Source organism: Bradyrhizobium sp. USDA 4538 (assembly GCF_024171045.1).
In the GTDB taxonomy this organism is placed as follows: Bacteria; Pseudomonadota; Alphaproteobacteria; order Rhizobiales; family Xanthobacteraceae; genus Bradyrhizobium; species Bradyrhizobium australafricanum.
The window spans coordinates 340,985-361,415 of sequence record NZ_JALJZE010000002.1; the positions used below are offsets into that span (position 1 = coordinate 340,985).

Below are 20,431 nucleotides of genomic sequence, written 5' to 3' on the forward strand. Positions count from 1 at the left end.
GTCCCCACCGGCGCTAAGCTGGTCGCGGCGACCTTGTCCTCTTTGTGGAGCTGAGCGGCATGGGCCAACCCACAAGATCATCCCGCACGCGAATCGGCTCCCCGGTCGAGTCCGCTTTGGGATGGAGCTATCTATCGCGAGAGGCGCTCGCCCGCGCCAAGGCGCAGATGGATGAAGAATCCATGGGCGTGCGCGATGAGATCGGCTTTCTGACGATCCATCAGCGTTATGCCGATCGCTTTTTTCCGGGCACATCGGTGCTGCATACCCGCGCCCGCTATGCCATCTTCGTGCCCTGGCTGTTCGAGGATCTGGCGGGACTTACGGGGCTGGCCGCTGTAAGGGCTTTGCGCGAACGCGAACGGGAGCTTGCTGGACGGCTGAAAGACGCAAAGGAATCCCAGGTGATCGGCAGCCGTGTCTATCCCAAACCGTCAAGCCAGCCGCCATCGACCGTGTATTGGAATGCGCTCGCGGCGTGGGGGATATTGCGTCCGCGTCCGGACGGACGGACGATTTCGCGAGCGCAAGCGCATCGGTTGCTGAAGAGCGCGGGCGCAGCGACTGATGACGATGGGCAGCCGCTCCTCAGGTCAGAGCCGCCATTCGCGTCTCTGCCCGACAGGCCGGACAGTTGGCATGGCGGTCCCATCACCCTACGGCTTACGGCCGCGGAAGCGGCATTTCTTCGCGAGCGGCTCGCTCAGTTGCGCCGGAATGGCGGCCATGAGCTGTCTCTCCTTGCGCGGCTGGTCCGGACCGAGGTTGCGGCACCATCAGCTATGTGGGCCGACGAGACTCGTGCGATCGCCAACTCTGATCAAGCATCGCTTGTTCGGGCGCAGCAGGCCGCAAGCCTCGCCGCCGTCGGCCGCGCCGTCTACGACGCGGTTCTCGAACAAATCGTCGAGGCGAACGACAAGCGGGAGACCTCGACCCGACATCGCGACCACTTGGCCACCATTGTCGAAGAGCACGGGTCCATTTCAGCCAAGCTCGATGTCGACGCGCTCGAGGCGGACATTGGCGTGCTACCATCCAGATTGCGCGCAGTCCTAACTGCCACAAAGGCGTGGATCGCGGCCAAATCGGAAAATCCCGGCTCGCTCTTCGATGTATATGCTGCGGCCGAAGCTCGTAAAGGGCCGCGCGCCCGGCTTGCGCCGACGCCCAACGGCCGCGCGCGGCGCCTTGAATGGTCGAGCGACGAACACGGTCTTGCAGGGCCTCTCCACTATCGATGGGAGCAGGTCAGCACGCTCCTCAATGATCTGGCGGACGCAAGATGAGCGGACCTGTCGATAGTTGGCCGGCGCTCTCGTTCCTCGAAGGCTTGCGCCCACGGCCGGATGAGAGCGTCGAGCTGGCGCTGCTGGCCTCCTATTCGGCGGATCTGGGATCGATTGGTGCTACCCTGCTCGCCCTGGTGGGGAAGGACACCGACGCCGGCCGAGGCAGCCCGTCCGATTTCGCCGACGCGGTCGAGCGACTACGTGGGAAGGTGCGCATTATCATCCAGCGCGGCCGCCTCGCGAAGGTGCGCAAGACACCGCGTATCGCGGCGGTGCTGGATCAGTTCGTGCGCGAAGTCGATTTCGATGAGGCGACGCACAGCTGGCACCCCAAGGCCGCGCTGGTCCGAACGCGCGGAGCCGATGGCGAAATCGGCTGGCGGCTCTGGATTGGGAGCCGAAATCTAACTGAATGCGTGAATCGTGACATCGGGCTTTTGCTTGTTTCTGGCGCGAAAGGCGGCGCTCCGGTTCTCGGTGCGGAGGAGCTGGCGCGGGCCCTGGCTGAACGGGCCGCACTCAAGGCGCAACGCCCCGCCTCGCTGGCGGCGGCCGTTGCAAAGGTGGCTTGGCGGCCACCGTCGGGTGTGCGCGTGGAGCGGATTCTCTGGTCGGCCGGATCGGGCGGTCAGACCGTTCCCGTCCCGCCGGCAGAAACGGATGAAGTCGTGGTGGTGAGCCCCTTCGTCGACAAGAATTTCCTTTCGCGACAGGCGCCGCCGCAGGCGACGAAGTCAACGCGGCGGCGGCTCCTGACGACAATGCGCGAGATCGAGCGGATCGGTCCGTCTCTGGCGGTATTCGACGATCTGTTGGCGTTGGACGCGCCTGACTATCCAATTGGCGATCCCGAGCCTGATCCGCAGAGCGCGTTGCCCACTCCTGACAGCGGCGGCGCCGAAGACGAGGAAGAAGAGGTCGGCCGCGGTCTACATGCGAAGTTGCTGTTTATGCGATCCGGGCAGAAGCGTCGGCTCTGGCTTGGAAGTGCGAACGCCACCATGCGCGCCTGGACCGGGCGCAATGCCGAGGTAACGGTCGAACTACTCGTGACTGAGCAGGTCGAGAAAGGACTGAGAGCGCTTCTCGATTCAGCCCGGCTGGTTAAAGCGCCCAGCATCGAACATTCGCCGGATGCGGTAGCCCTGGAAGAGGAAGCGCTCGAACGAGCACGTGCCCAGGTCGCCGCGCGATGGGCGGCGCAGCTCAGCATCGACGATACGGGAGCGCGGCTCACCCATCGTTCCAGTGTCCATCCCGGGGGCCCTCATCCTGATGAGTCAGACATCGTACTTGAGGTGGGCACGCTTCACGGCGAGCTCATAGCCTGGCCCGCCCAACAAGTCGTGGTGGAGCTGGGGCCCGTCGCTCCCGCCGAGCGGAGCGAGTTCGTTCGCTTGCGCGTCAGCCGCGGTGGGAAAGGCCTGTCGTGGCTGCAGCGCGCGCCAGCGGAGCCGCCTTTCGGAGAGGATCGCGACCGCACAGCGTTCGTGCACTTTCTAGGCGCAAGAGGCTTCCTCATGTGGCTGGCCGGATTGTTGGCGGACGACGGGCGCGAGGGTGAAGGCGACTGGACGAATGACGAGCCGCAGCAACGAGCGGGCACGGTAACGAATCCCACGCTCGATTCCTCATTGCCAACGCTCGAAGAAATGTTGGCGGCATGGGCGCGCGACCCGAACAAGTTCCTGGAGATCGAGCGGCGGGTTTCTCAATATCTGCCAGCCGTACTTGAGCAGGCTAAACAGGAGGAGCCGCAAACCGCGGAGATGCTGGAGCGCTTTGATGATCTGTGGCGCAAGCTCCGGAGCGGGCTCGGCCTCGCTGAGATCAAGGACAAGCGTCGGTGAGTGCGCCAAAACCATTCCAAGAGGCCGCCGTCGATGCGGCGCTTGCGATCTTCGCAGCACCCGGAGGCCGTCGGCGCTTTCTGGTTGCCGATGAGGTCGGTCTCGGAAAAACGGTCGTGGCGAAGGAGCTTGCTCGCCGCATGTCCGATGATGGCTGCCGGCCCTTCGTCATCTGCTATATAGCCAATGGTCACGCGGTTTCGCATCAGAACAAGGGACGTGTCGTCGGGTTTCTTGGCGATGCACAGCGCAAGGCCGCAACCGCCACACCGGATCGGCTTTCGCTGATTGCGGTTGCAAAGCGGCCGGACAATCCGGTTCTGATTTACGCGTTGACCCCGGCAACGTCCTTTCCGGGTGCACGAGCACGCCTGACCGGAGGACGCAAAGAAGAGCGGGCATTCCTTAAGGTCTTGCTCGAGCAAGCATACCCCGCTTTCGCCCGCGATCTTGATCCCGACATATTGCGGCTGAGCGCACGTGGGTCGTGGGATTGGGCGGTGGCGGACGCGGAGACGAAATTCGCAACCTCGCCACCTCATCTGCGACAGCAGTTCCGCGACGCGCTGGCGGCGGAATTTGGTGAGCCGGTACGCACGATGCTCGATCTAGCCGTGCACGGCGACGCCGAGCGGTGTTAATGGCTGCGACGAACCGCGCATAAACGGCGCAGTCTCGGTGGGGCGCGTATGCGCGTTGCCGGCCAGCCCCGGGCGAGCCGAGTGGGTTGCCGTCAAGGTGGGTGGTCAAAACGGCGCCGGCGGCGACCAACATGGCGACGCGGCAGGACCGAGAGGCGCACAAGCGCCGACGCCGATCGCGAACAACGATGACAGAGTTCGAGGTGAGGTGCGTTACCGCGAGGTGGATCGCTCGAAGCAGTGTTGACTATGGACAAACGGCGCTCTGACCTGGTCACCAAAGGACCATGGTCCGTCACGTATCGCCGTCGAGCGCGATACCGGCGGTTCCGATCGGCGTGCATAGCCCGGCCACGGTCAGTTGCCTGATAGCGCCGCCGGGCCTCCCTACGCCGCTCACGCCGTGCTTCCTGTGCGCAGGCCCCGAAGCAGTAAATCTGACCGCGATCGCATCGGCGGCAGACAAGAACCTGAACCCGGCAACGGGAGCACAAAAATAACCTGCAGATGCCATCAGAGCATTCCGAGTGGCACGCTTTGCGTGCTCGTACTGTCGCTGCGTTTTGCAACATCCGCACCGCGACCTGCTCAAGAACCTCTTGCATGGAAGCCATCGACCCTCGGTGGGAGGATGGCTGGGCCGGTCGCCGCTGTAAAGGCTGGCCTACGGCCACCGCCTTCGGCGGCTGGCGGCCTTGACAACGGCGGCCAGCCCAGCCGTCGTTGGCCACCATCGGTTCGACGACTTAGACCGCCCGGATGCTCTGCCCGCGCACGATGTCGCCAGATTTACGCGGTTCTCGAAAGCCATCGACAAGCGGAAAATCAAAGCCCTCAAGCCCACGACCTTCGTTGGCCGCCTTCGACGCGCGCTGGCGCTGGCGACGCTGCGCCAGCAACCGCCCAATCTCGTTATTCTGGATGAGTTTCAACGTTACCGGCAGCTTCTGGACGAGAAAGACGCTGATCCGCTTCTCAAGGCGCTGCTGGATCCCGAAGGCTCGACCACCCCGCCGGCGATCCTGCTACTCAGCGCGACACCCTATCCGCATCTGACCACTCGGTGGGAGGAAGCACGCGGCGCGCTCGCTCACGCCGAACTTCTGAAATTGATCGATTTCCTCGGCGGTCCTGATGTGCGCGACCGTGCGAGGAAGCTCTTCTCGGATTTCGGCGACAAGCTACGTGACATTGCGGCGCATGCTGATGCGAGCCATCCGGAGCTGAAGAATGAGGTGGCCGAAGCCGGCCGGCTCAGAGACGAGCTGCGCAAGCTGCTGAATCCCGTGATGTCGCGCACCGAACGAGACAGCGTGGCCTCAATAGATCCGCTGGCAGGAACTCAATTCCTCCATGCCGATCCGTCGCCCGAGGACTTTCAGGTGTACCGCCATTTGGCTGACAGTTTCGCCGAACGGGTGCGCTATGAGGCGCTGCCGTACTGGTCGTCGGTTCCGCTGCCGGCCCAATCTCTGGGTCCCCGGTACGCGGCCTGGAAGGGCGCCAATATCAAGGCTGCGCCGAAGCTCATCCGGATCACGCGCGAGCGCCGCAACAAGCTCGATGCGCCGGCCGCGTGGCCTGACGCAAAGCTTCGCGCTCTGAGCAGCGTAGCTCCACCCAAACTGCTGGCGTTGCCGTGGGTTGCCCCGTCGCTTCCCTGGTGGCCGCTCGGCGGAGACTGGAAAAACGCGGCGGCCGAGCCCAAGCTCCTGATGTTCAGCCGCTTCCGCGCAACGCCGCCCAGTGTCGCCGCACCGCTCAGCTTTGGCGTCGAGGCCCACTGCCTCCCCCGAAAACATGGCGGCTATGAAAAGGCCTATAGGCGCCGGCGCTTCAAGCTGGCCGCCGTTCCCGGACCTGTGATGGCGGCCTTCCATCCTTCGCCATGGCTGATCCGTAACACGGACCCACTCGCGAAAGCCGGGGCGACGCTCGGCGCCGTCCGTAAAGAGGCCCGTCGGCAGATTCTCGCCGCATTGCCAAAAGGGATCGTCGAACGAGACACCGTCAAAGCCCGGCGAAGGCACAGATCGATTGCACCGATCTTGGCCTCGATTGAACGCTTCGCCGGTGTCGCGGAGCTGTCCGCCTCAGCGTGGACGAGCGCAATCGGCGACGATCGTGCTGCGCAGGCCGCTGTCCAGAAATGGCGGCAAGGGCAGCCGGTCGATCGACTCTCTCCAGCCGAGCTTTCGGACCTCGTGGACTATGCGATCGGAGCGCCGGGTGTCGCGCTGGGCCGGGCCCTGCTGCGGCATGACCCGACAATGCTCGATCCCGCGCGCTACTCCGAACTGGTGCAACTTAGTTGGCAGGGGCTTCGCGCCTATCTCGACAATCCGGTGATCCTGTCATCGTTGCCGGGAAAGAGTGCGGTCGACCAGGTCATGGGTGCGGTCGTCGATGGCGGTTTCGAAAGCGTTCTCGACGAGCACTTCTGGCTCCGCGCGCAGAACCTGCAAGAGGGGGCGATTGGACTTGCCAAGGACTTGCAATCATCTCTCGGACTTCGCGCCGGCGGCTTCAGCTTCCATGGCATCGGCGGACCTCCGCATAAGATTCCCGTGCGCTGCCATGTTGCCGTGCCCTTTGGAGACGCCGAAACCGAACCCGTCATCAAAGTGGATGGTGGCGTGGCGGAAGCCACTCCGGTTCGCCCCGACGAAGTGCGCCGAAGCTTCAACACACCTTTTTGGCCGCATGTCCTTGCCACGACGTCGGTTGGGCAGGAGGGACTGGATTTTCACCCATGGTGCTCACATGTTGTTCATTGGGATCTCTCCTCCAATCCGCTCGACCTCGAGCAACGTGAAGGTCGCGTCCAGCGCTACGCGGGACTGTCGGTTAGGCGAAGGTTATCCGCGGAATTGCGCGACGAAATATTGAAAGATCCCGCCTTGGGCGACGCCTCACCGTGGCGATGCGTACAAAGACATGCGGAGCGTTTCGTCGATGCCAGCGGCCTCCGTCCTTGGTGGGTGCTCGACGGAGCCGAAATCCGCCGCCACGTCTTCGAGCGCCCCTTTGGACGGGACATTGCTCGATTCGCCCAACTTCGCGAGCAGCGCATGATCTATCGGCTGGCCCTTGGACAGCCCAATCAGGAGGATTTCATCGACGTGTTGTCGCGCGGGGGCGAGGCAACCCGCACGCTGTTGCAGCCACTCATCCTTGATTTGTCTGCGATGGGTCTTCGAACGAAGGCAATCCATGCCTCGGGTGTTGGTCAGAGCCCGATATCGATCGCCTCTCCTCCGGTCAGGGTGGGCGAAGATATGTCTGCGCGGCCGCCGCCGGCCGAGGAGACGACCATCGATCGAGCGATGCCTGACCGCACCGCTCAAACGTTTTAATGTTCCCGCGATGCGGCGATCGCCAGCGGGCTACCGCCGCCATAAGCGGAAGCCTGTCTTTATCAGTAGGCCGCGGCAAAAATTAATCCACTGCTTCGAGGCGTCTTACAACGCTGTTTCCCGAACTTGGATGGAGTGCTGGCGTGAAGCGGGAGTTTGAAAGATTAGCCGCAGGTAGGACAGGGCATAGATCAAAGCTCCGACGCCGAAAAGTAACCACAAAATGGGCTGCCAAAACGGTACGTAGGTGAGATTTCCGTCGTAACGATAGGCCGTCTTGAGAACGTCCGGAAGGCCATTCGCGGGCCAGAAATGCGCCCATACGCCAATCTTCTGCTTGCAATTCTCAGGACAGCTGAAGTTGCCATCGGCCGCGAAGTAGAAATTGCCGTGCAGAAATGTCCCTTCGAGGATGCCAAGACCGATAAGGGGCAGCGCGACGAATAAGATCAGAGACCAGATCGCGACCATGCGGGCCTTATCCGATATCAGTCCGAGATCGGATTTGGTGACCACCCTATCGAACCAGGCCCCGCCCGTATGCCGCCTCGCAAAGGCCTTGGCCCACCACAAGGACCAGACACAGAGCGTAGCAACGACGGGAACACCGAGAAGAGCGACAGCATGAGCGTTGAGCGAAGACCAATCCAGACCAAGGATTTCGAGAATCTTGCCCGCTCCGGACTTCGCGCCGCGTGTCAGAAGAAATAGCGCAACGGTGCCTGAAAGCGTAAGCCGCGACGCCTTGCTCCACTGTTCGCGAAGCATTGCGTCCGGGCTTTTTTTATCGGCCATGTAATCAAGCCCCCCTAGACTAGAAGCCCAGAGCTTTCCCGAGCTTCCTTATTTCATTGTTCGGGCCTGGCCCGTGCACAATATCGTGTGCGGCATTGTCGAGGGTTTTCCTAATTTCGTTGTTCGGTCCGGGCCCATGTTCAAGATCGTGGAGCGCATTCGTAAAGGCCTTGACGATCTCATTGTTCTTGCCGAACTCCGCGCCTCCGAACAGAACTTTCATATCCGGATCGACCGATGGGCATGCTGAGGCTGCGCGTGCTGCTGCCTTGACGCTGTCAGCCAATGCGCGACGTTGAGCTATGATTTCCGGCGGCAGCTCTGCCTCGTCGACTGAATTCATGTCGAGCTTGGCGCTCACGATGTAGCCGTTTTGGGTGGCCATCGCGTCCGTTATATGGACCACATATTCGATCGCCTCGTGGGCCGGAGTGACCGTGATGCCATGGTGGTCCGGCTTCGGACTTCTGAGACCGGCACGGCGAGGGAGATCGTCCATAACGAGATTGGGTTCGCCGAGTGTCGGCGGGACCGGCATGGTCCATCGCACCCCGACTTTGACGAGATCGACTTTGACAGGCCCCATCTCGAGCCGTCCATCCGTGGTCACGTCCGCAGTCAACGTATCGCAAGGCATCGTAGCGCCGAGTGACAGAACTGGATGCCCGTCCACGTTCTTGGTAGTCAGCTCGACCGTGCCCGCTACATGCTTTCCGGTTTCTCCCTCCAACCCGAGGACGGTCCCCATGTTCACCACTGGTTTGACATGCGCGTGAACCTTGGCGTGCAAGTCCATGCGCAAATCGGTAGCAAGCGCCACTCCCTTGCCTGGCATCCACACCGCACTCGGCGGCCCAACGTTCATGGTCGCATTGATATCGGTGGCATCGGGCAGTTCGAGCAGGATGGTCTCATTGTCCACGAGGTGCCCCGTTACGCTGGTTGAGTGGACAACGACAGTCCGGTTCACTTGCGGGAGCGTGCTCAGTTTACTGATAAAGCCAACCAAAGCCTTTCCGCTAAGGAAAAAGGCGAAGTCGCTTTTTTGCTCCCAGTCTTTGGTTGCGCCTGAGATGTGCTCCCGCAACGTAGCGATCCGTGTTTCAAGTTCTGCAGGCTGTAGATCAGGAACGGCAGGCGGGCTCACGGGAGCCTGACCGGGGGCTGAGGTCGCGGCCAGAAGCCATACACCCGAGTGTAGAAACACGGGCGCAGAAAACGAGAAGCGCTGCTCCAGGACCTCGCCGGGCAAGCTCACACTCAGCACAACGGTACCGTCGGGGGCCTTGATGGTTGTATCGCTTTTGAACCCTGTGTTGAAGCTGATGCGGTCTTCGAACGGGACCGCGACGGTAAGATGATTGTCGAGAGCGATCATCAGGCCGGAAGAGATCGCCTCCGATAGAAAATTCCGGCCGCGAATATCGAGGAAACCCCAATCGAACTGCGGCTCCGCCTTCGTGACGCCAACTGCGAATTCAGCCGTCGCAGTCGGCCTGTCGTCGGCTTGGGGTACAATGCCGCGAAACGAAATATTACCTTCCAGTTTCAGATTCACCGCGCGACCGCGCCGTGGGCTTGCGACATTTATGTCGACGATAGCTCCCGTGAGCCCAAGGCCGGGCTGGACTCGCGCATTTTCCACCGTAACCACCAGATCGCCGAGTGTGGATTTGATTGGACTGATCGTCGTGCCGGCGAGTTGCATGAGCGCCTTGTCGATGACTGCATTTGAGAAAAATACCGCTGCGTCGGCATCTTGCGGCTGATGCGTCTGGGCGAGCGTTTGATCGGTAAGCGTCAGAGCTACCCAGTCCGCCGCCGCTCGCTCGTGAATGACGTAGTCGTGCCTGTAGGTCCCCCAGCTGGCAGCGACAGCGACAAGCGCGACGATAAGCAGGCCTACAAGCAGACGTCCGGCACGCATCATTTCTCTCCGCGGACTGTTTATCGTTCCTCACCGTCCAGCACCAAGCTAACCGCTCATTGCGACATCACAATATCGGAAGTTGCGGAGGAACGCCTGACGATTTCAATGAAGTACTGAAAGCGCGCCGACCGACCTGCCCACTGATCAAACCCGCGTGGGGTGGGCGTCCAAGCGATGATGGTTGTCAGCGCGTTGAGTCCGTTTGGGGGTCATTCGCGACAGAGCCGGACCAGCAGCAAGTCCGGCGATGTCCGTTATGCCGCCGGAAGCGGAAGTAAATTCAGAGCATTAGGTAGTGGTCGCCGCCGACGAAGATGGGCACACCAACGAAGGCGTCCCATGCGAATGAGCCTGCCCGCGCGCAAATTCATGCTGATATCGGATTGACCGCCCAAATCGTCAGCGTCATCGAGGGTCGCCGACCTCTGCCCAATAGAGGCGGTCCTGCTCGGCCTTCAGCTCTTCGAGAGATACCGGGATCGGATGGAGGTCGACATTGTACATCGGCAACGGCCAATGCCGGTACAGTACATTGACATGATCCTGGTTCGCGGATTCGCCCGGCAAACCTTCGGCAATCAGTCGAGCCACAAGTTGCTCGGTTAGGCGTTCGGCGTCTTGCAGACTCTCCTTTTCCTGAAACTCAAACTGCCCCCAAACCTCTGATGTGGCTTGCAGCCCCGCTACCGTGAACATTCCGCAGGCGGCCATCGCGTCGACAACCCGCACAACGGACGGCATGCGCGACCGGAAGGCGCTTGGGTGGACGACGGGTGCATTCCAGACCGGCGTGCCATCCTCGTAGGCCTCGACGTCCGCGTAGAGCTTGCTCTCTCGCTGATAGATGGCGGAGTTCGGCATGATGAACTCGCCCATCGTCCCTTCGAGATCATGGGCCTTGCGCAGCGGCTCGACGGCTTTACGGAGGTCCGCGACATCAATGGACCACCAGTCGGACAGCTGGGCGTAAATCAGCCGTTCGAGGTGTCCATAAAACCTGCCAACCAATTTGTTCACCTTGCCTGCGATCCGCTTCTCAGGGCAGCGGATGATATCGAGCAGGATGAGAATCTTCGCCGCCTCCTCTTTAGCGAATCCCGCAAGTACCTCGGCTTCTCGCGGCTTTTCTCGCAGTTCAGCAGACGCGGACCAAAATCCCTTCGCGCTGGCGTGAATAATCGGAAGCCCCTCTGCGATGAAAGCAAGCCGATCGGTGGCCGACATTTGGCAAATGCGGCTAGCCTGTCTCTGTCCAATCTGCAGCTTTTTCATCATCGTCCTGGTCTTCGTCCTGTGCCGGCAAGGAATCCGGAAACTCACCTGCCAACATCTTATCTTTACTGAGCAGGCCGGCGTCCTCCAGCGCTTCCATATCCGGAAGATCGCGCAGCGTCTCCAGGCCGAAGTGCGACAGGAAGCCCTTGGTCGTCACGTAGGTGTAGGGCGCGCCAAGTTGCGGGCTGCGCGGGCCACTCGCGATAAACCCTAATCCGCGCAGACGGGCGATAGTATCGCGGCTGACCTCCTTGCCGAAGAAGGATGACAATTCGCTGCGATTGATCGGCTGGTAATAGGCGATGCAGGCGAGTATCAGCGCTTCGGTCTGTGACAACGCCTTGTCGCCGCCGGCAGTGCCGCTCGCCGAGCGGATCGCCTCGGCGAAGTTTTTCCGGGTGCGGTGCTGCCAGCCGCCCGCGACGGAGACGAGCTCGTAGGGCCGGCCGCGGAGCTCCTCGCGGATATCGCCGATGATGAGATCGAGGTTGCAGTCGCGGCCGACGACGCGCGTCAGGACCTCGCGCGTCACGGGCTCGGGCGAGGCGAAGATCACGGCCTCGACCCGGCCCATCCATTCGCGCCAGCGCAGCTCCGGCGGCAGGTCGGCCAATTCGGTGTCGAGATCCGCTTTCGATCGCGCGCGCCGTCCCATGTCAGAGCCCGTAGAGTCGGAAGGTCGGACGGCCGGTGAGCTCGCGCACCGCGCCGAGCGACACCAGTCGCTCGAATAGCCGTCGCGTGCTGCGATCGCTCGACGTCTTGCCGGCGCCAGCGGGCTGGGCATCTTCCATCATGAGGATCCCCACCATCCTGTCGGCGTCGCGACCGCGCAGCTTCGGCGCTGCGGCCAGCAGCCGGTTGGCGCGTCGCACGAGGTCGGCATAGAGCTCCGATGCGGCTGCGGCAGCGCGTGCATAGGCCTCGGCGCAGGCCGCCAGCCAGGCGTCGTCGATGCCGCCCGGTCTGCCCGCAGCGCGCAGATCGGCCCGGCTGACCTGGCCGGCGATCAGCGGCACCGCCATCGGCCATTTCAGGCGATGGGCGAGGACGACGTCGGCCAGCCACAGCGCCAGCGGCTCGCTGTGCGGGATGAAGCGCATGCTCGCTGCAGCAATTTCCGCCGCCGCCGCGACGGCGTTCCCGTTACCTGCCGCCAGCTTCGCCGCGGCGGTGACGACGTCCTCGAGCGCGTCGTTGAAGCCCAGCTCGAACATGATTGAGCAGGAAATCATCCAATCATCAGGCGCCATGGCAGCGCGCTCGCCGAGATACCGCCAGGCCTTGAGGAGGCGCCCGCCCGGACCGAGCTCATCGATCTCGCGGCGCAGATACCAGGCGTCGCGCAACGCCGCCTCGTCTTCGGTGCGCCCGCCATGGCGGGCGAGGACAGCGGCGTTGGCCAGCGATAGGCGATGCCGCCAGAGCAGGCCGAGCGGGTGCTCGCTGCGCGCGATCGGATGGATCCCAGCAAGCGCGGCGCCGGCAAAAAACATCGCATCATCAACCACTTCGGCTGGTCCGATCTGCCGGGCCCATCCCGGAAAGGGCGGGAAGGTCGGCGGGGGCTCAGGGATGATTCGCGCACGCGAGGGCATGGCTGAATCTAACCCGGCGCGGCGCTTACAACCAGCTATCCGCCCAAAACCGCCGCGGTTGTCGACAATTTAAAACGAATGATAATGTTGCCTTATCGTTCGTTTTTGCCATTATTAGAGGATGCCCGTTTTCAGCGCTCAGACGATCGAAAATCACCCGCAATCGGGCTCCTGGCCGCCTCTTGGCTTGGCCTCCGAAACTACAGGCAGCGTTTCGTGGGCGTCGGCAGACGGCCCCCGTCTAGAGACGTCCGGCCGCCCGCAACGCATCGGCGAAGGTCGTAAGCGGCGCAACGAGTGTAAGCGGCTGATCCGCCAGCGGCTCTGCGCCAAAGCCGCGGTACCATTGTGCCGCCCGCTCGTTCTTGGCCTCAATGACCATCAGGACGCCGCCGATCTCGTCCGTCACCCGCAGGCAGCGCAAAGCGGCCGCCAGCAGGAGCTGGCCGCCCAGCCCCCCGCCCGCGACCGTCTTGTCGACCGCGAGCCTCGCCAGCAGAAATCCGGGCACCTTATGGCGCGCCAGGCCCTTGGTCATGGCGGGCGGCACGGCGTCATGCGCGACCGACGCCGGCGCAAGGCTGTAGAAGCCGAGGACCTTGTTCGGCGTATCATTGGCGATCGCGCAATACGTCTTGACCGCGTTCTGCTCATGCCCCTGTCGGGCATAGCGCAGCAGGAAGGTGTTCAGCGCGTCATCGCCGCAGTCGAAGGCTTTCCGATCATGGCTCTTGGCGATCGGCTCCTCGTGCCAGGCGGGAAACGTCACAGGTCTTTGGGCAGACTGGATGCGGCCGCGCGCAGCTTGGCGTTCGCCTTGGGCGGATTGTCCAGGAGGTCGAGGATGCGCGCAAAATCGCGTTCCGACACCTTGACCACATCGGCGTCGGCAATGACGGCGTCCGCTTCGCGGAGCGCCGACTGCGTCACAAAACTGGTCAGATCGGTATGGCGTAGCGCAGCCGCGCGCATCAGCCGGGCTTTCACCTCTGGCTTGATCCGCAGATTCATGCGGTTGGTGTCATCGACGGCAACGCGCGCCATGGCTCAAATCCATTCCTTGTGCAGCCAGAATATGTACATGAGGCAGCAGGACAAATCAATACCGTACACACACAATATGTACGGAGAGGAAGCATGACTATGACCGACACCGAAAACGAGGATCTTCCCGACATCGTCGCCCCCGTTCGGGACATCGTCGAGGCCCCCTCCCCTGCCCTGCCAGCGCATCTGGAACGGCTCGCCGATCGCGCCCGCGATTATGTCGACGCCGCAAGCTCGGCCAACACGCGTCGGGCCTACACCTCCGACTGGAAGCATTTTTCCACCTGGTGCCGGCGCCAGGGCCTGGAGGTGCTTCTGCCCTCCCCGCAGACGGTCGGGCTTTACATCACCGCCTGCGCTTCGGGCGCCGCGACGGCCGATCGCCAGGCGAATTCGGTCGCCACGATCGAGCGCCGGCTCTCGGCGCTGAGCTGGAATTATGCGCAGCGCGGGACGCCGCTGGACCGCACGGACCGGCACATCGCGACCGTGCTCGCCGGCATCCGCAACACCCATGGCGCCCCGCCCCGGCAGAAGGAAGCGGTCTTGCCGGAAGACGTCATCGCCATGCTCGAGACCCTCAATCGCGGCACGCTGCGGGGCTTAAGGGATCGCGCCATGCTGCTGGTCGGCTTCGCCGGCGGCCTGCGGCGCTCGGAAATCGTAGGCTTAGATTGCGGCCGCGACCAGACCGAGGACGGCCGTGGCTGGGTCGAAATCTTCAAAAAGGGCATGCTCGTCACCCTGCGGGGGAAAACCGGCTGGCGCGAAGTCGAGATCGGACGCGGCTCGTCGGACGCGACCTGCCCCGTCGTCGCCCTGCAGACCTGGCTGAAACTGGCCCGAATCGGCCACGGGCCACTGTTTCGCCGGGTCACCGGCCAGGGCAAGGATGTTGGTCCGGACCGGCTGGCCGATCAGCAGGTCGCCCGGCTGGTCAAACGCGCGGCGCTCGCCGCTGGTGTGCGCGCCGACCTGCCCGAAGGCGAACGGGAGGAGAAATTCGCCGGACATTCGCTGCGCGCTGGCCTCGCCACCTCGGCCGAGGTCGACGAGCGCTATGTGCAGAAGCAGCTTGGCCACGCCAGCGCGGAGCGAACCCGCGGCTACCAACGGCGGCGCGACCGGTTCCGGGTCAATCTCACCAGGGCCGCGGGCCTCTGACGCCCCGTCCCTGCCCTCGCCTTAGAAATCCCACGGCAAAATCAATTCGAGCCCTGTCGAGCCAAAATCAGGGAGATTCCGCGTGGCCAATCGACCGCCCTTGACGCCGGCGATGGCTGCAATCATTCCGTCGGGCGCCGCATGGGTTGTCCGCGGCGCGTGGCCTCCCCCATAATGTCGCCATACGCCAACGCGGCCTCTTCCGTCAGGCCGAAGATCCGATCAGCGAAGCGTTGGCGCCAATCCAACAAGCCACGTTCCAGGTCGCTCTGCGCGTTGATCGGGCCTGATTTTTTGGATTCCGAACGCGATCTCGGCGATTGTGACCGTGGGAAGTGCAAGCTCTGCATCGTGCCGGACGAGCCAAGCGATAACGGCGTCGTCGGGCGACTTCCTCAAAGTCTCAGAGATCACATTGGTGTCGAGGAAGATCAAAGTTCGGGTCCAGTACAGGGTCGTCGGCCCTCGCGGATGATCGCTTCAAGGTCGATATCCACATCGGCGCTGGACTTAAGACGGGCGTAGAACGCCGCCGGTGGTTCGCGCCCGGCCGCACGTTCCTCGTAAGCTTCGAGCGCACGCTCGACGACATCCGCGATCGAACGGTTTTCCCGACGCGCAAGGCGATGGGCAAGATCTCGTGCCTTGGCACTGCGGACTGAGAGTTGCGGTTCGGCCATGTACGACTCCTTCTTGAAGTATCTAGGCAGGAAGGGCTTGCCATCAAGCTGGCAGCTGGTGGCTAGCCAGCTTAGCTTGCACCTACGAATTCAGGCTCGGTCGACGCGGCAACTCGGGCGACGCACGCATATTTCTCATCACCTCACCCATCGCCATTCCGAGCTCGTCCTGGGCGTCGTTCAGTCCGACATGGCCTGTGTAAGCCGCGAGCGCCGCGAATTTCAGTGCGGCTAACATCGCCGCTTCGCTGCCCAGCTCCCGCGAGACCTGCTTTGCCGGATGCTTCTCCAGGACGGAAACAGCCGACTGTGTGATCGCTTGCCTGAGCTCGTCGATCAGATCGTCGAACGCAGCAAGCTCAAGCTCGTCTGCCGTGCGGCTCGGCCGCGGCACAAGCGGGGCGTTTCGGACGGCTAGCGTCACTTCGCCGACCACCTCGTCCACCAAGTCAACGATCTCGCCGGCGCGCGCATCGAGCTCGTGCCATGGGATACATCGTGTCCCGAGGCCCTCCTGCGCGCGATGCTCGGCCGGGGTCCGTGCCGCGATGCGGGCATTGATCGTGAGACCGGAGCGATCATCGCCAAAGATCGTCATGATCCGCACCCGAGCCGGGCGATCACTGAGGCCGCGCAGCTCCTCGGCCCGTTCGAGCGCGGCCGCGATTGCGTCGCCGACGGATGTCGTGTCTCCAGTCAAATCGCCCTCCCCGATCTCTGCCCGAAAACCGTAGCCGAGTCGTCTCCGGCGACGGAGTCATTCCTGGCGCTATCTAGTCATTTCGGCCGCCTGGCCAGCGAGGCGCGCAATTCGGCGCTGGCTTGGAAGGCGCCGGCTTGCGTGGGGCTCCCGGGCTCGAAGCTGGCGGGACCGCTACCCGTCGGCGGAGGGGTTGGCTTCGATCCGTCGAGTTTGGCGCGCAACAAGGCCATGATCATCGGCCAGACCGAGAATTTCCCAGCCTTGGCGCGGTCGGTCAGGCTGCGCAGATAGCCGCCGGCGCTGCTGATCTGATCCGCTTTCTGATGGATCGCGGCCAGTGTAATCGCGGCTTGCTGGTCGCCGAGCACCTCCCGCGCGTCGTGCCAGGCGCTCGGGCTGATCCCCAGCATCGGCCGGGCAAGCTCGGCGGCGGCCAGCAAATCCCTCCAGTGCCGGATCTCGCCGCCTTTGATCAGCCAGCGCATGTTCGGGCAGGCATCCAGCACGATCCCTAAGGGGAGCTCACGCTTCGGCAGGCTCCGGAGGTTATGGTTAACGGCAGTGCTGCCGCCCGCTTCATCTTCGTTTGCTAGGCTACTTTCAGATTCAGATGGAAGATCTGGGTTTGAATTCTGTATGTGGCAACCAGAATGGGACTCATTGGCGTCCGGATTCTGTGTTTTTGCGAAAGTTTCCAACAGGTCGCGGATCTCGCGCCAGAGTGTTTCCATCTCGCCACCGATGCTCTCCAGGAGCTGCCGTGGTGCAGTCCGAGGAATCCGCCCGGCGATCCCTTGGTAAGCCTGCAGAAACCGCTTCCAGTTTCCCGGCACGCCCTCCTGAACGCCGGCTTCGATCATCTTCACGATGTCCCGGCGCAGGATCGTCAGGCGCTCTTTAGCTACGCGGAACGCCTTCTTCTCAGCCTGGACGGTTTCCGCGAGCGTCTTGTACTCCTCGGCGCGGGTCACGATCGGCGCCAGGTCAAATCCATAGGCCTGCTCGATTTCTCCGCCATGCCCTTTGCGCGCAAAGCGCTTGCCGTTCGGGCTGTCCCTTCGAATGATCAGACCGCAGCCGACCAGGACGGCGAGATGCCGGCGTAGCGTCGTCGGCGGCATCCCGTTGGCCCGTGCCATCAACTGCTCGTTGGAGGGCCAGACGATCAACTCGCTGTCGGCCTCGAGCGCGGTCTCGGGATGGAATGACAACAGCGCGTGCAGAATCGTCAGCGCGCGGTCGGTCGCGCCGAGAACCTGACGCGCCTCCTTGATGTGCTGAAAGACATGCCATTTGTGAACAATGGCCGTCTCCGGCTTTGCCTTCGCGGCCAGCTGGCTTGAAATCATTCCAAGCGTCATCGGCCGCCGCCCAAAGGGCGTCGTTGATATGGATTGCGTCATGGTTGTGTCTTTCAGCTTTTAGGCAAAGCGAAAGTGCTCACCAAAAACGGTGCCCAACGCCTCGAAGAGGCTCTTGACTGTGATTCGCGGAAGTGAGATTCTCGTTGTCGCCAAACACACGAGAGGGGCTTCCGGGACACTGTTTCGGGGGCCTTTCTTTTTACCGCATGCTACCTCTGTGGTTGTTGCGCCATCGTCCGGCTTCGGCCGAGGCCTCCGCCCTTCCCGCCACCCAACCAAACCTTGTCAGCTGACAAGGTAGGGCCGAGTGCCGAAAATCACTCAGTGCCCTCTCGGGCAAAAAATCTCTCCACCAGTCCCGGCAGCTCTTCCTCCAGGAAAGTGCCAAATCCAGATGCATGCTCCTCGACGACCATGAGCTTGATGTCTCCTTTTGCGAAGGTCGCCTTCCCCAGCACCTCACCCCCAAGGCTCCGAAGCTCGAGCTCGCTTCGCGAGCGCGCTGCTGGCTGTTTTAGAGCGGCAAGGACAAGCTTGAATCGATCGTCCGAGGTCAGCCCCGAAACCTTGTCAGCTGACAAGGTTTTGCGTACCCGACCCAACGCCGCTGGGTCTTCGCCAATTGCAGCCGCGAACGCAACCCAGCGGGGGCGGCCCGCTTTCGGCGCCCGGCCTATCGCCTCGATCACCTCGATCGGGACGGCTCGGCAGACCGCCCTGAGGCGAGCGAGTTCCGGATCGTCGATCGAAAGAGCGGCTCGGATGTCGCGTGGCTTGATCCCGGCCTGATCCATTCGCCACGTGAAAAGGGCGCGCTCGATCCAGCTCAGATCCTGACGCGCCGCGTTCTCGATTCCCTGAGCGACGACAAGTTCGCTGTCCGACAGCGCGACAACCGTGGCCTTGACTTTGATTCCAAGATCCAAAGCCGCCCGCCAGCGCCGATGGCCATAGACGACTTGGTACCGGCCATCGGCAGTCGGATGCCGGCGGACCTGGATCGGCACCTTCTGGCCTTCTTCGGCGATGAGTTTCTTGAGCGCCTCGAAATCGACTTGGCTGTCGTCGGGCAACCGGTCCGGGAAAGGCGAGGGGTCGATCAAGGAGGGGTCAAGCTCCGAGCCGCCGCCGGCGTCGACCAGCGCCTGGAGCCGGTCACGGTCTCCTCGCAACTCGGCCAAAGAACGCTGTGTTGCTCCAATCACCCCGGCTCCAACACGGGCCGGAGGCTGGATCGGCGTATCTGCGCGAGGGGAGGGAGAAGGGCTGCTCGGCGCCGTCTCGGGCTTGGAGAAGGAGCCGAAGTTGGCGAGGATCGATCGACCTGAAGTACGCTTATTGTTCATGCGCGCCCCCAAGCCTGAGTGATCAGTGCAAGGATCTGATCATTGACCGCATCAATGGACTCCCGTGCGCGCTTGGTGGTCGCGGCCGAGATGTTGCCCGGTTCCAGTTCATAGAGAGTACGCTTCGCCAAACCAGCGGTCTCGATGGCCGAGCTGGCGATCGCGGTTGCTGTCAGCACGTCTTCGGCGAACAGGTGCCGAAGCATGGTCACGACCCGGACTTGAGATTGGTCGAAGGGATCGTGTCGGGTCACGACGTAGCGAAGGAAATCCTGCTTCATCGTCGCGCCAGCTTCGCGGATCACCGATATGAGGTCTCCCATCATCAGCAGGAACTGGCTCATCGACATGACATCGAGCATTGCTGGGTGGACCGTCACGAGGAGCCCTGTGGCCGCGTAGATGGCCCCCAACGTCAGGAAACCGAGCGAGGGCGGGGTGTCGAGGATGATGACATCGTAGACGTCTTCGACCTCCGCCAATGCGAGGCGCAATCGTTCGAAAAAGATACTCTCGGAGTCCGCCTGTTGCTTCGACAAATACCGCGGCGTCTCGTGCTCGTACTCCATGACCTCGATATTTCCGGGGATGAGGTCGATCCCTGTGAAATAGGTCGGCCGGATGATGTCAGCTATGGGTCGACGCTCGTCGTCATACCGCAGGGCCGCATAGATGGTTTCGTTCTGCCGGACGTCGATCTCCGGCTGCGCACCGAACATGGCCGACAATGACGCTTGGGGATCGAGATCGATGGCAAGGACGCGGTAGCCTTGCAGGGCCAGGTAGTGCGCAAGGTGCGCGCTCGTTGTTGTCTTGGCACTGCCGCCTTTGAAATTCGCAACCGCCAGAACCTGCAGATGTTCGCCGACCCCGCGGTGAGGCAAGAACCTCAAAGCGTCCGCAGGACGCTGAGAGGCAAACAGTTCACGTAGTTCATTGATCTGCGCGAGCGTGTAGGCGCGATGGTTGTTCTCCAGCCGAGCAGGGAGGGGGCCTTTCCCTTCGTTCGACATCAACTTGAGCGTTGATTCCGGAATCGAGGTCAGCTTCGAGACCTCGTGGGTCATAAAATGCCGTAGGCTTTTCTGAGCGTCCGGGGGATACATCTGCTGGCGCCTGGCCTGCAGGTGTTCAGAAAGCATTCCCGCGTGCCGAATAATCCTGTCTGCGGGATCTTCAATTTGGGTGCTGATCTGGGCCTGTGCTGCCATTGCCGATTCATTCCTTCGTTGTCGGCCAGTAGGCGATTTATCGCCCTTTGCCCGCTAAAACTAGGTCACGATTCTCGGCTTTCGTCCAGTCCCTTAAGGTTAACAGATACTTAACGGAGGCTTCGCATCGCGTCGCTCAAACCGCTGCTTCGTCGGGATTCGTTCAATGTTATTGTGGG

At 62.5% G+C, this 20,431-nt stretch carries 17 protein-coding genes and 1 pseudogene; 5 read left to right on the top strand and 13 right to left on the bottom strand.

All coding sequences use genetic code 11. From position 1 onward, the window contains the following. The first annotated feature begins 59 nt into the window (after positions 1 to 59). The 4 genes from J2R78_RS42900 (at position 60) to J2R78_RS42915 (ending at position 7,139) form a co-directional block, all read left to right on the top strand. Positions 60 to 1,289 carry a DUF6361 family protein gene (locus J2R78_RS42900; RefSeq protein WP_253610105.1) on the top strand — a complete coding sequence of 410 codons (1,230 nt, stop codon included), beginning with the start codon at positions 60 to 62 and terminating at the stop codon, positions 1,287 to 1,289. Then, the gene (locus J2R78_RS42905) at positions 1,286 to 3,142 is read left to right on the top strand and encodes a phospholipase D family protein (RefSeq protein ID WP_253610104.1); all 1,857 of its coding nucleotides are present in this window, start codon (positions 1,286 to 1,288) and stop codon (positions 3,140 to 3,142) included. Before J2R78_RS42900 ends, J2R78_RS42905 begins: the two co-directional genes overlap by 4 nt. After that, positions 3,139 to 3,783 (top strand): hypothetical protein, encoded by a 645-nt coding sequence (locus tag J2R78_RS42910; RefSeq protein ID WP_253610103.1) that lies wholly within the window; start codon positions 3,139 to 3,141, stop codon positions 3,781 to 3,783. The genes J2R78_RS42905 and J2R78_RS42910 overlap by 4 nt, the downstream gene beginning before the upstream one ends. A 695-nt stretch (positions 3,784 to 4,478) precedes the next feature. After that, positions 4,479 to 7,139: a helicase-related protein gene (locus J2R78_RS42915; protein ID WP_253610102.1), complete on the top strand. Its 2,661-nt coding sequence runs from the start codon at positions 4,479 to 4,481 to the stop codon at positions 7,137 to 7,139. Between the two features lie 105 nt (positions 7,140 to 7,244). Here the strand turns inward: J2R78_RS42915 and J2R78_RS42920 are convergent, their stop codons facing one another. The 7 genes from J2R78_RS42920 to J2R78_RS42950 all read right to left on the bottom strand — a co-directional run bounded on the left by J2R78_RS42920 (position 7,245) and on the right by J2R78_RS42950 (position 13,781). Continuing rightward, entirely contained in the window at positions 7,245 to 7,934 is a 690-nt protein-coding gene (locus tag J2R78_RS42920; RefSeq protein ID WP_253610101.1) for a hypothetical protein, read from the bottom strand. A gap of 19 nt (positions 7,935 to 7,953) precedes the next feature. Beyond that, on the bottom strand, positions 7,954 to 9,861 hold the full coding sequence (locus J2R78_RS42925) for a hypothetical protein (protein ID WP_253636053.1): 1,908 nt from the start codon (positions 9,859 to 9,861) through the stop codon (positions 7,954 to 7,956). A 408-nt stretch (positions 9,862 to 10,269) separates the two neighbouring features. Further along, the gene (locus J2R78_RS42930) at positions 10,270 to 11,139 is read right to left on the bottom strand and encodes a hypothetical protein (RefSeq protein ID WP_253610099.1); all 870 of its coding nucleotides are present in this window, start codon (positions 11,137 to 11,139) and stop codon (positions 10,270 to 10,272) included. Continuing rightward, a complete protein-coding gene (locus J2R78_RS42935; RefSeq protein WP_253610098.1) occupies positions 11,102 to 11,794 on the bottom strand; it encodes an SMC-Scp complex subunit ScpB in 693 nt (230 codons plus the stop codon). Before J2R78_RS42935 ends, J2R78_RS42930 begins: the two co-directional genes overlap by 38 nt. Position 11,795: 1 nt before the next feature. Then, positions 11,796 to 12,737, bottom strand: a complete 942-nt coding sequence (locus tag J2R78_RS42940; protein ID WP_253610097.1) for a DUF1403 family protein — start codon at positions 12,735 to 12,737, stop codon at positions 11,796 to 11,798. A gap of 241 nt (positions 12,738 to 12,978) precedes the next feature. After that, positions 12,979 to 13,506: a GNAT family N-acetyltransferase gene (locus tag J2R78_RS42945; protein WP_253610096.1), complete on the bottom strand. Its 528-nt coding sequence runs from the start codon at positions 13,504 to 13,506 to the stop codon at positions 12,979 to 12,981. After that, the gene (locus J2R78_RS42950) at positions 13,503 to 13,781 is read right to left on the bottom strand and encodes a DUF1778 domain-containing protein (protein WP_253610095.1); all 279 of its coding nucleotides are present in this window, start codon (positions 13,779 to 13,781) and stop codon (positions 13,503 to 13,505) included. The genes J2R78_RS42945 and J2R78_RS42950 overlap by 4 nt, the downstream gene beginning before the upstream one ends. Before the next feature lie 99 nt (positions 13,782 to 13,880). Here J2R78_RS42950 and J2R78_RS42955 point away from each other — a divergent pair, with 99 nt between their 5' ends. After that, positions 13,881 to 14,948 (top strand): site-specific integrase, encoded by a 1,068-nt coding sequence (locus tag J2R78_RS42955; protein WP_253610094.1) that lies wholly within the window; start codon positions 13,881 to 13,883, stop codon positions 14,946 to 14,948. 21 nt (positions 14,949 to 14,969) lie between these two features. On the opposite strand, the pseudogene J2R78_RS42960 reads toward J2R78_RS42955, so the two are convergent. From J2R78_RS42960 to repA, 6 genes and pseudogenes are all read right to left on the bottom strand, one after another. Then, positions 14,970 to 15,383, bottom strand: a pseudogene (locus J2R78_RS42960) (type II toxin-antitoxin system VapC family toxin). Then, a complete protein-coding gene (locus tag J2R78_RS42965) occupies positions 15,380 to 15,628 on the bottom strand; it encodes a type II toxin-antitoxin system VapB family antitoxin (RefSeq protein WP_253610093.1) in 249 nt (82 codons plus the stop codon). The pseudogene J2R78_RS42960 and the gene J2R78_RS42965 overlap by 4 nt, the downstream one beginning before the upstream one ends. Positions 15,629 to 15,710: 82 nt before the next feature. Further along, the gene (locus J2R78_RS42970; protein WP_253636054.1) at positions 15,711 to 16,328 is read right to left on the bottom strand and encodes a hypothetical protein; all 618 of its coding nucleotides are present in this window, start codon (positions 16,326 to 16,328) and stop codon (positions 15,711 to 15,713) included. Between the two features lie 77 nt (positions 16,329 to 16,405). Further along, positions 16,406 to 17,734 (bottom strand): plasmid replication protein RepC, encoded by a 1,329-nt coding sequence (gene repC / locus J2R78_RS42975; protein WP_253610091.1) that lies wholly within the window; start codon positions 17,732 to 17,734, stop codon positions 16,406 to 16,408. Between the two features lie 278 nt (positions 17,735 to 18,012). Then, complete coding sequence (repB, locus tag J2R78_RS42980) at positions 18,013 to 19,041, bottom strand: plasmid partitioning protein RepB (RefSeq protein ID WP_253610090.1); 1,029 nt, start codon at positions 19,039 to 19,041, stop codon at positions 18,013 to 18,015. Continuing rightward, positions 19,038 to 20,252 (bottom strand): plasmid partitioning protein RepA, encoded by a 1,215-nt coding sequence (repA, locus tag J2R78_RS42985; protein ID WP_253610089.1) that lies wholly within the window; start codon positions 20,250 to 20,252, stop codon positions 19,038 to 19,040. The genes repB and repA overlap by 4 nt, the downstream gene beginning before the upstream one ends. Between the last annotated feature and the right edge of the window lie 179 nt (positions 20,253 to 20,431).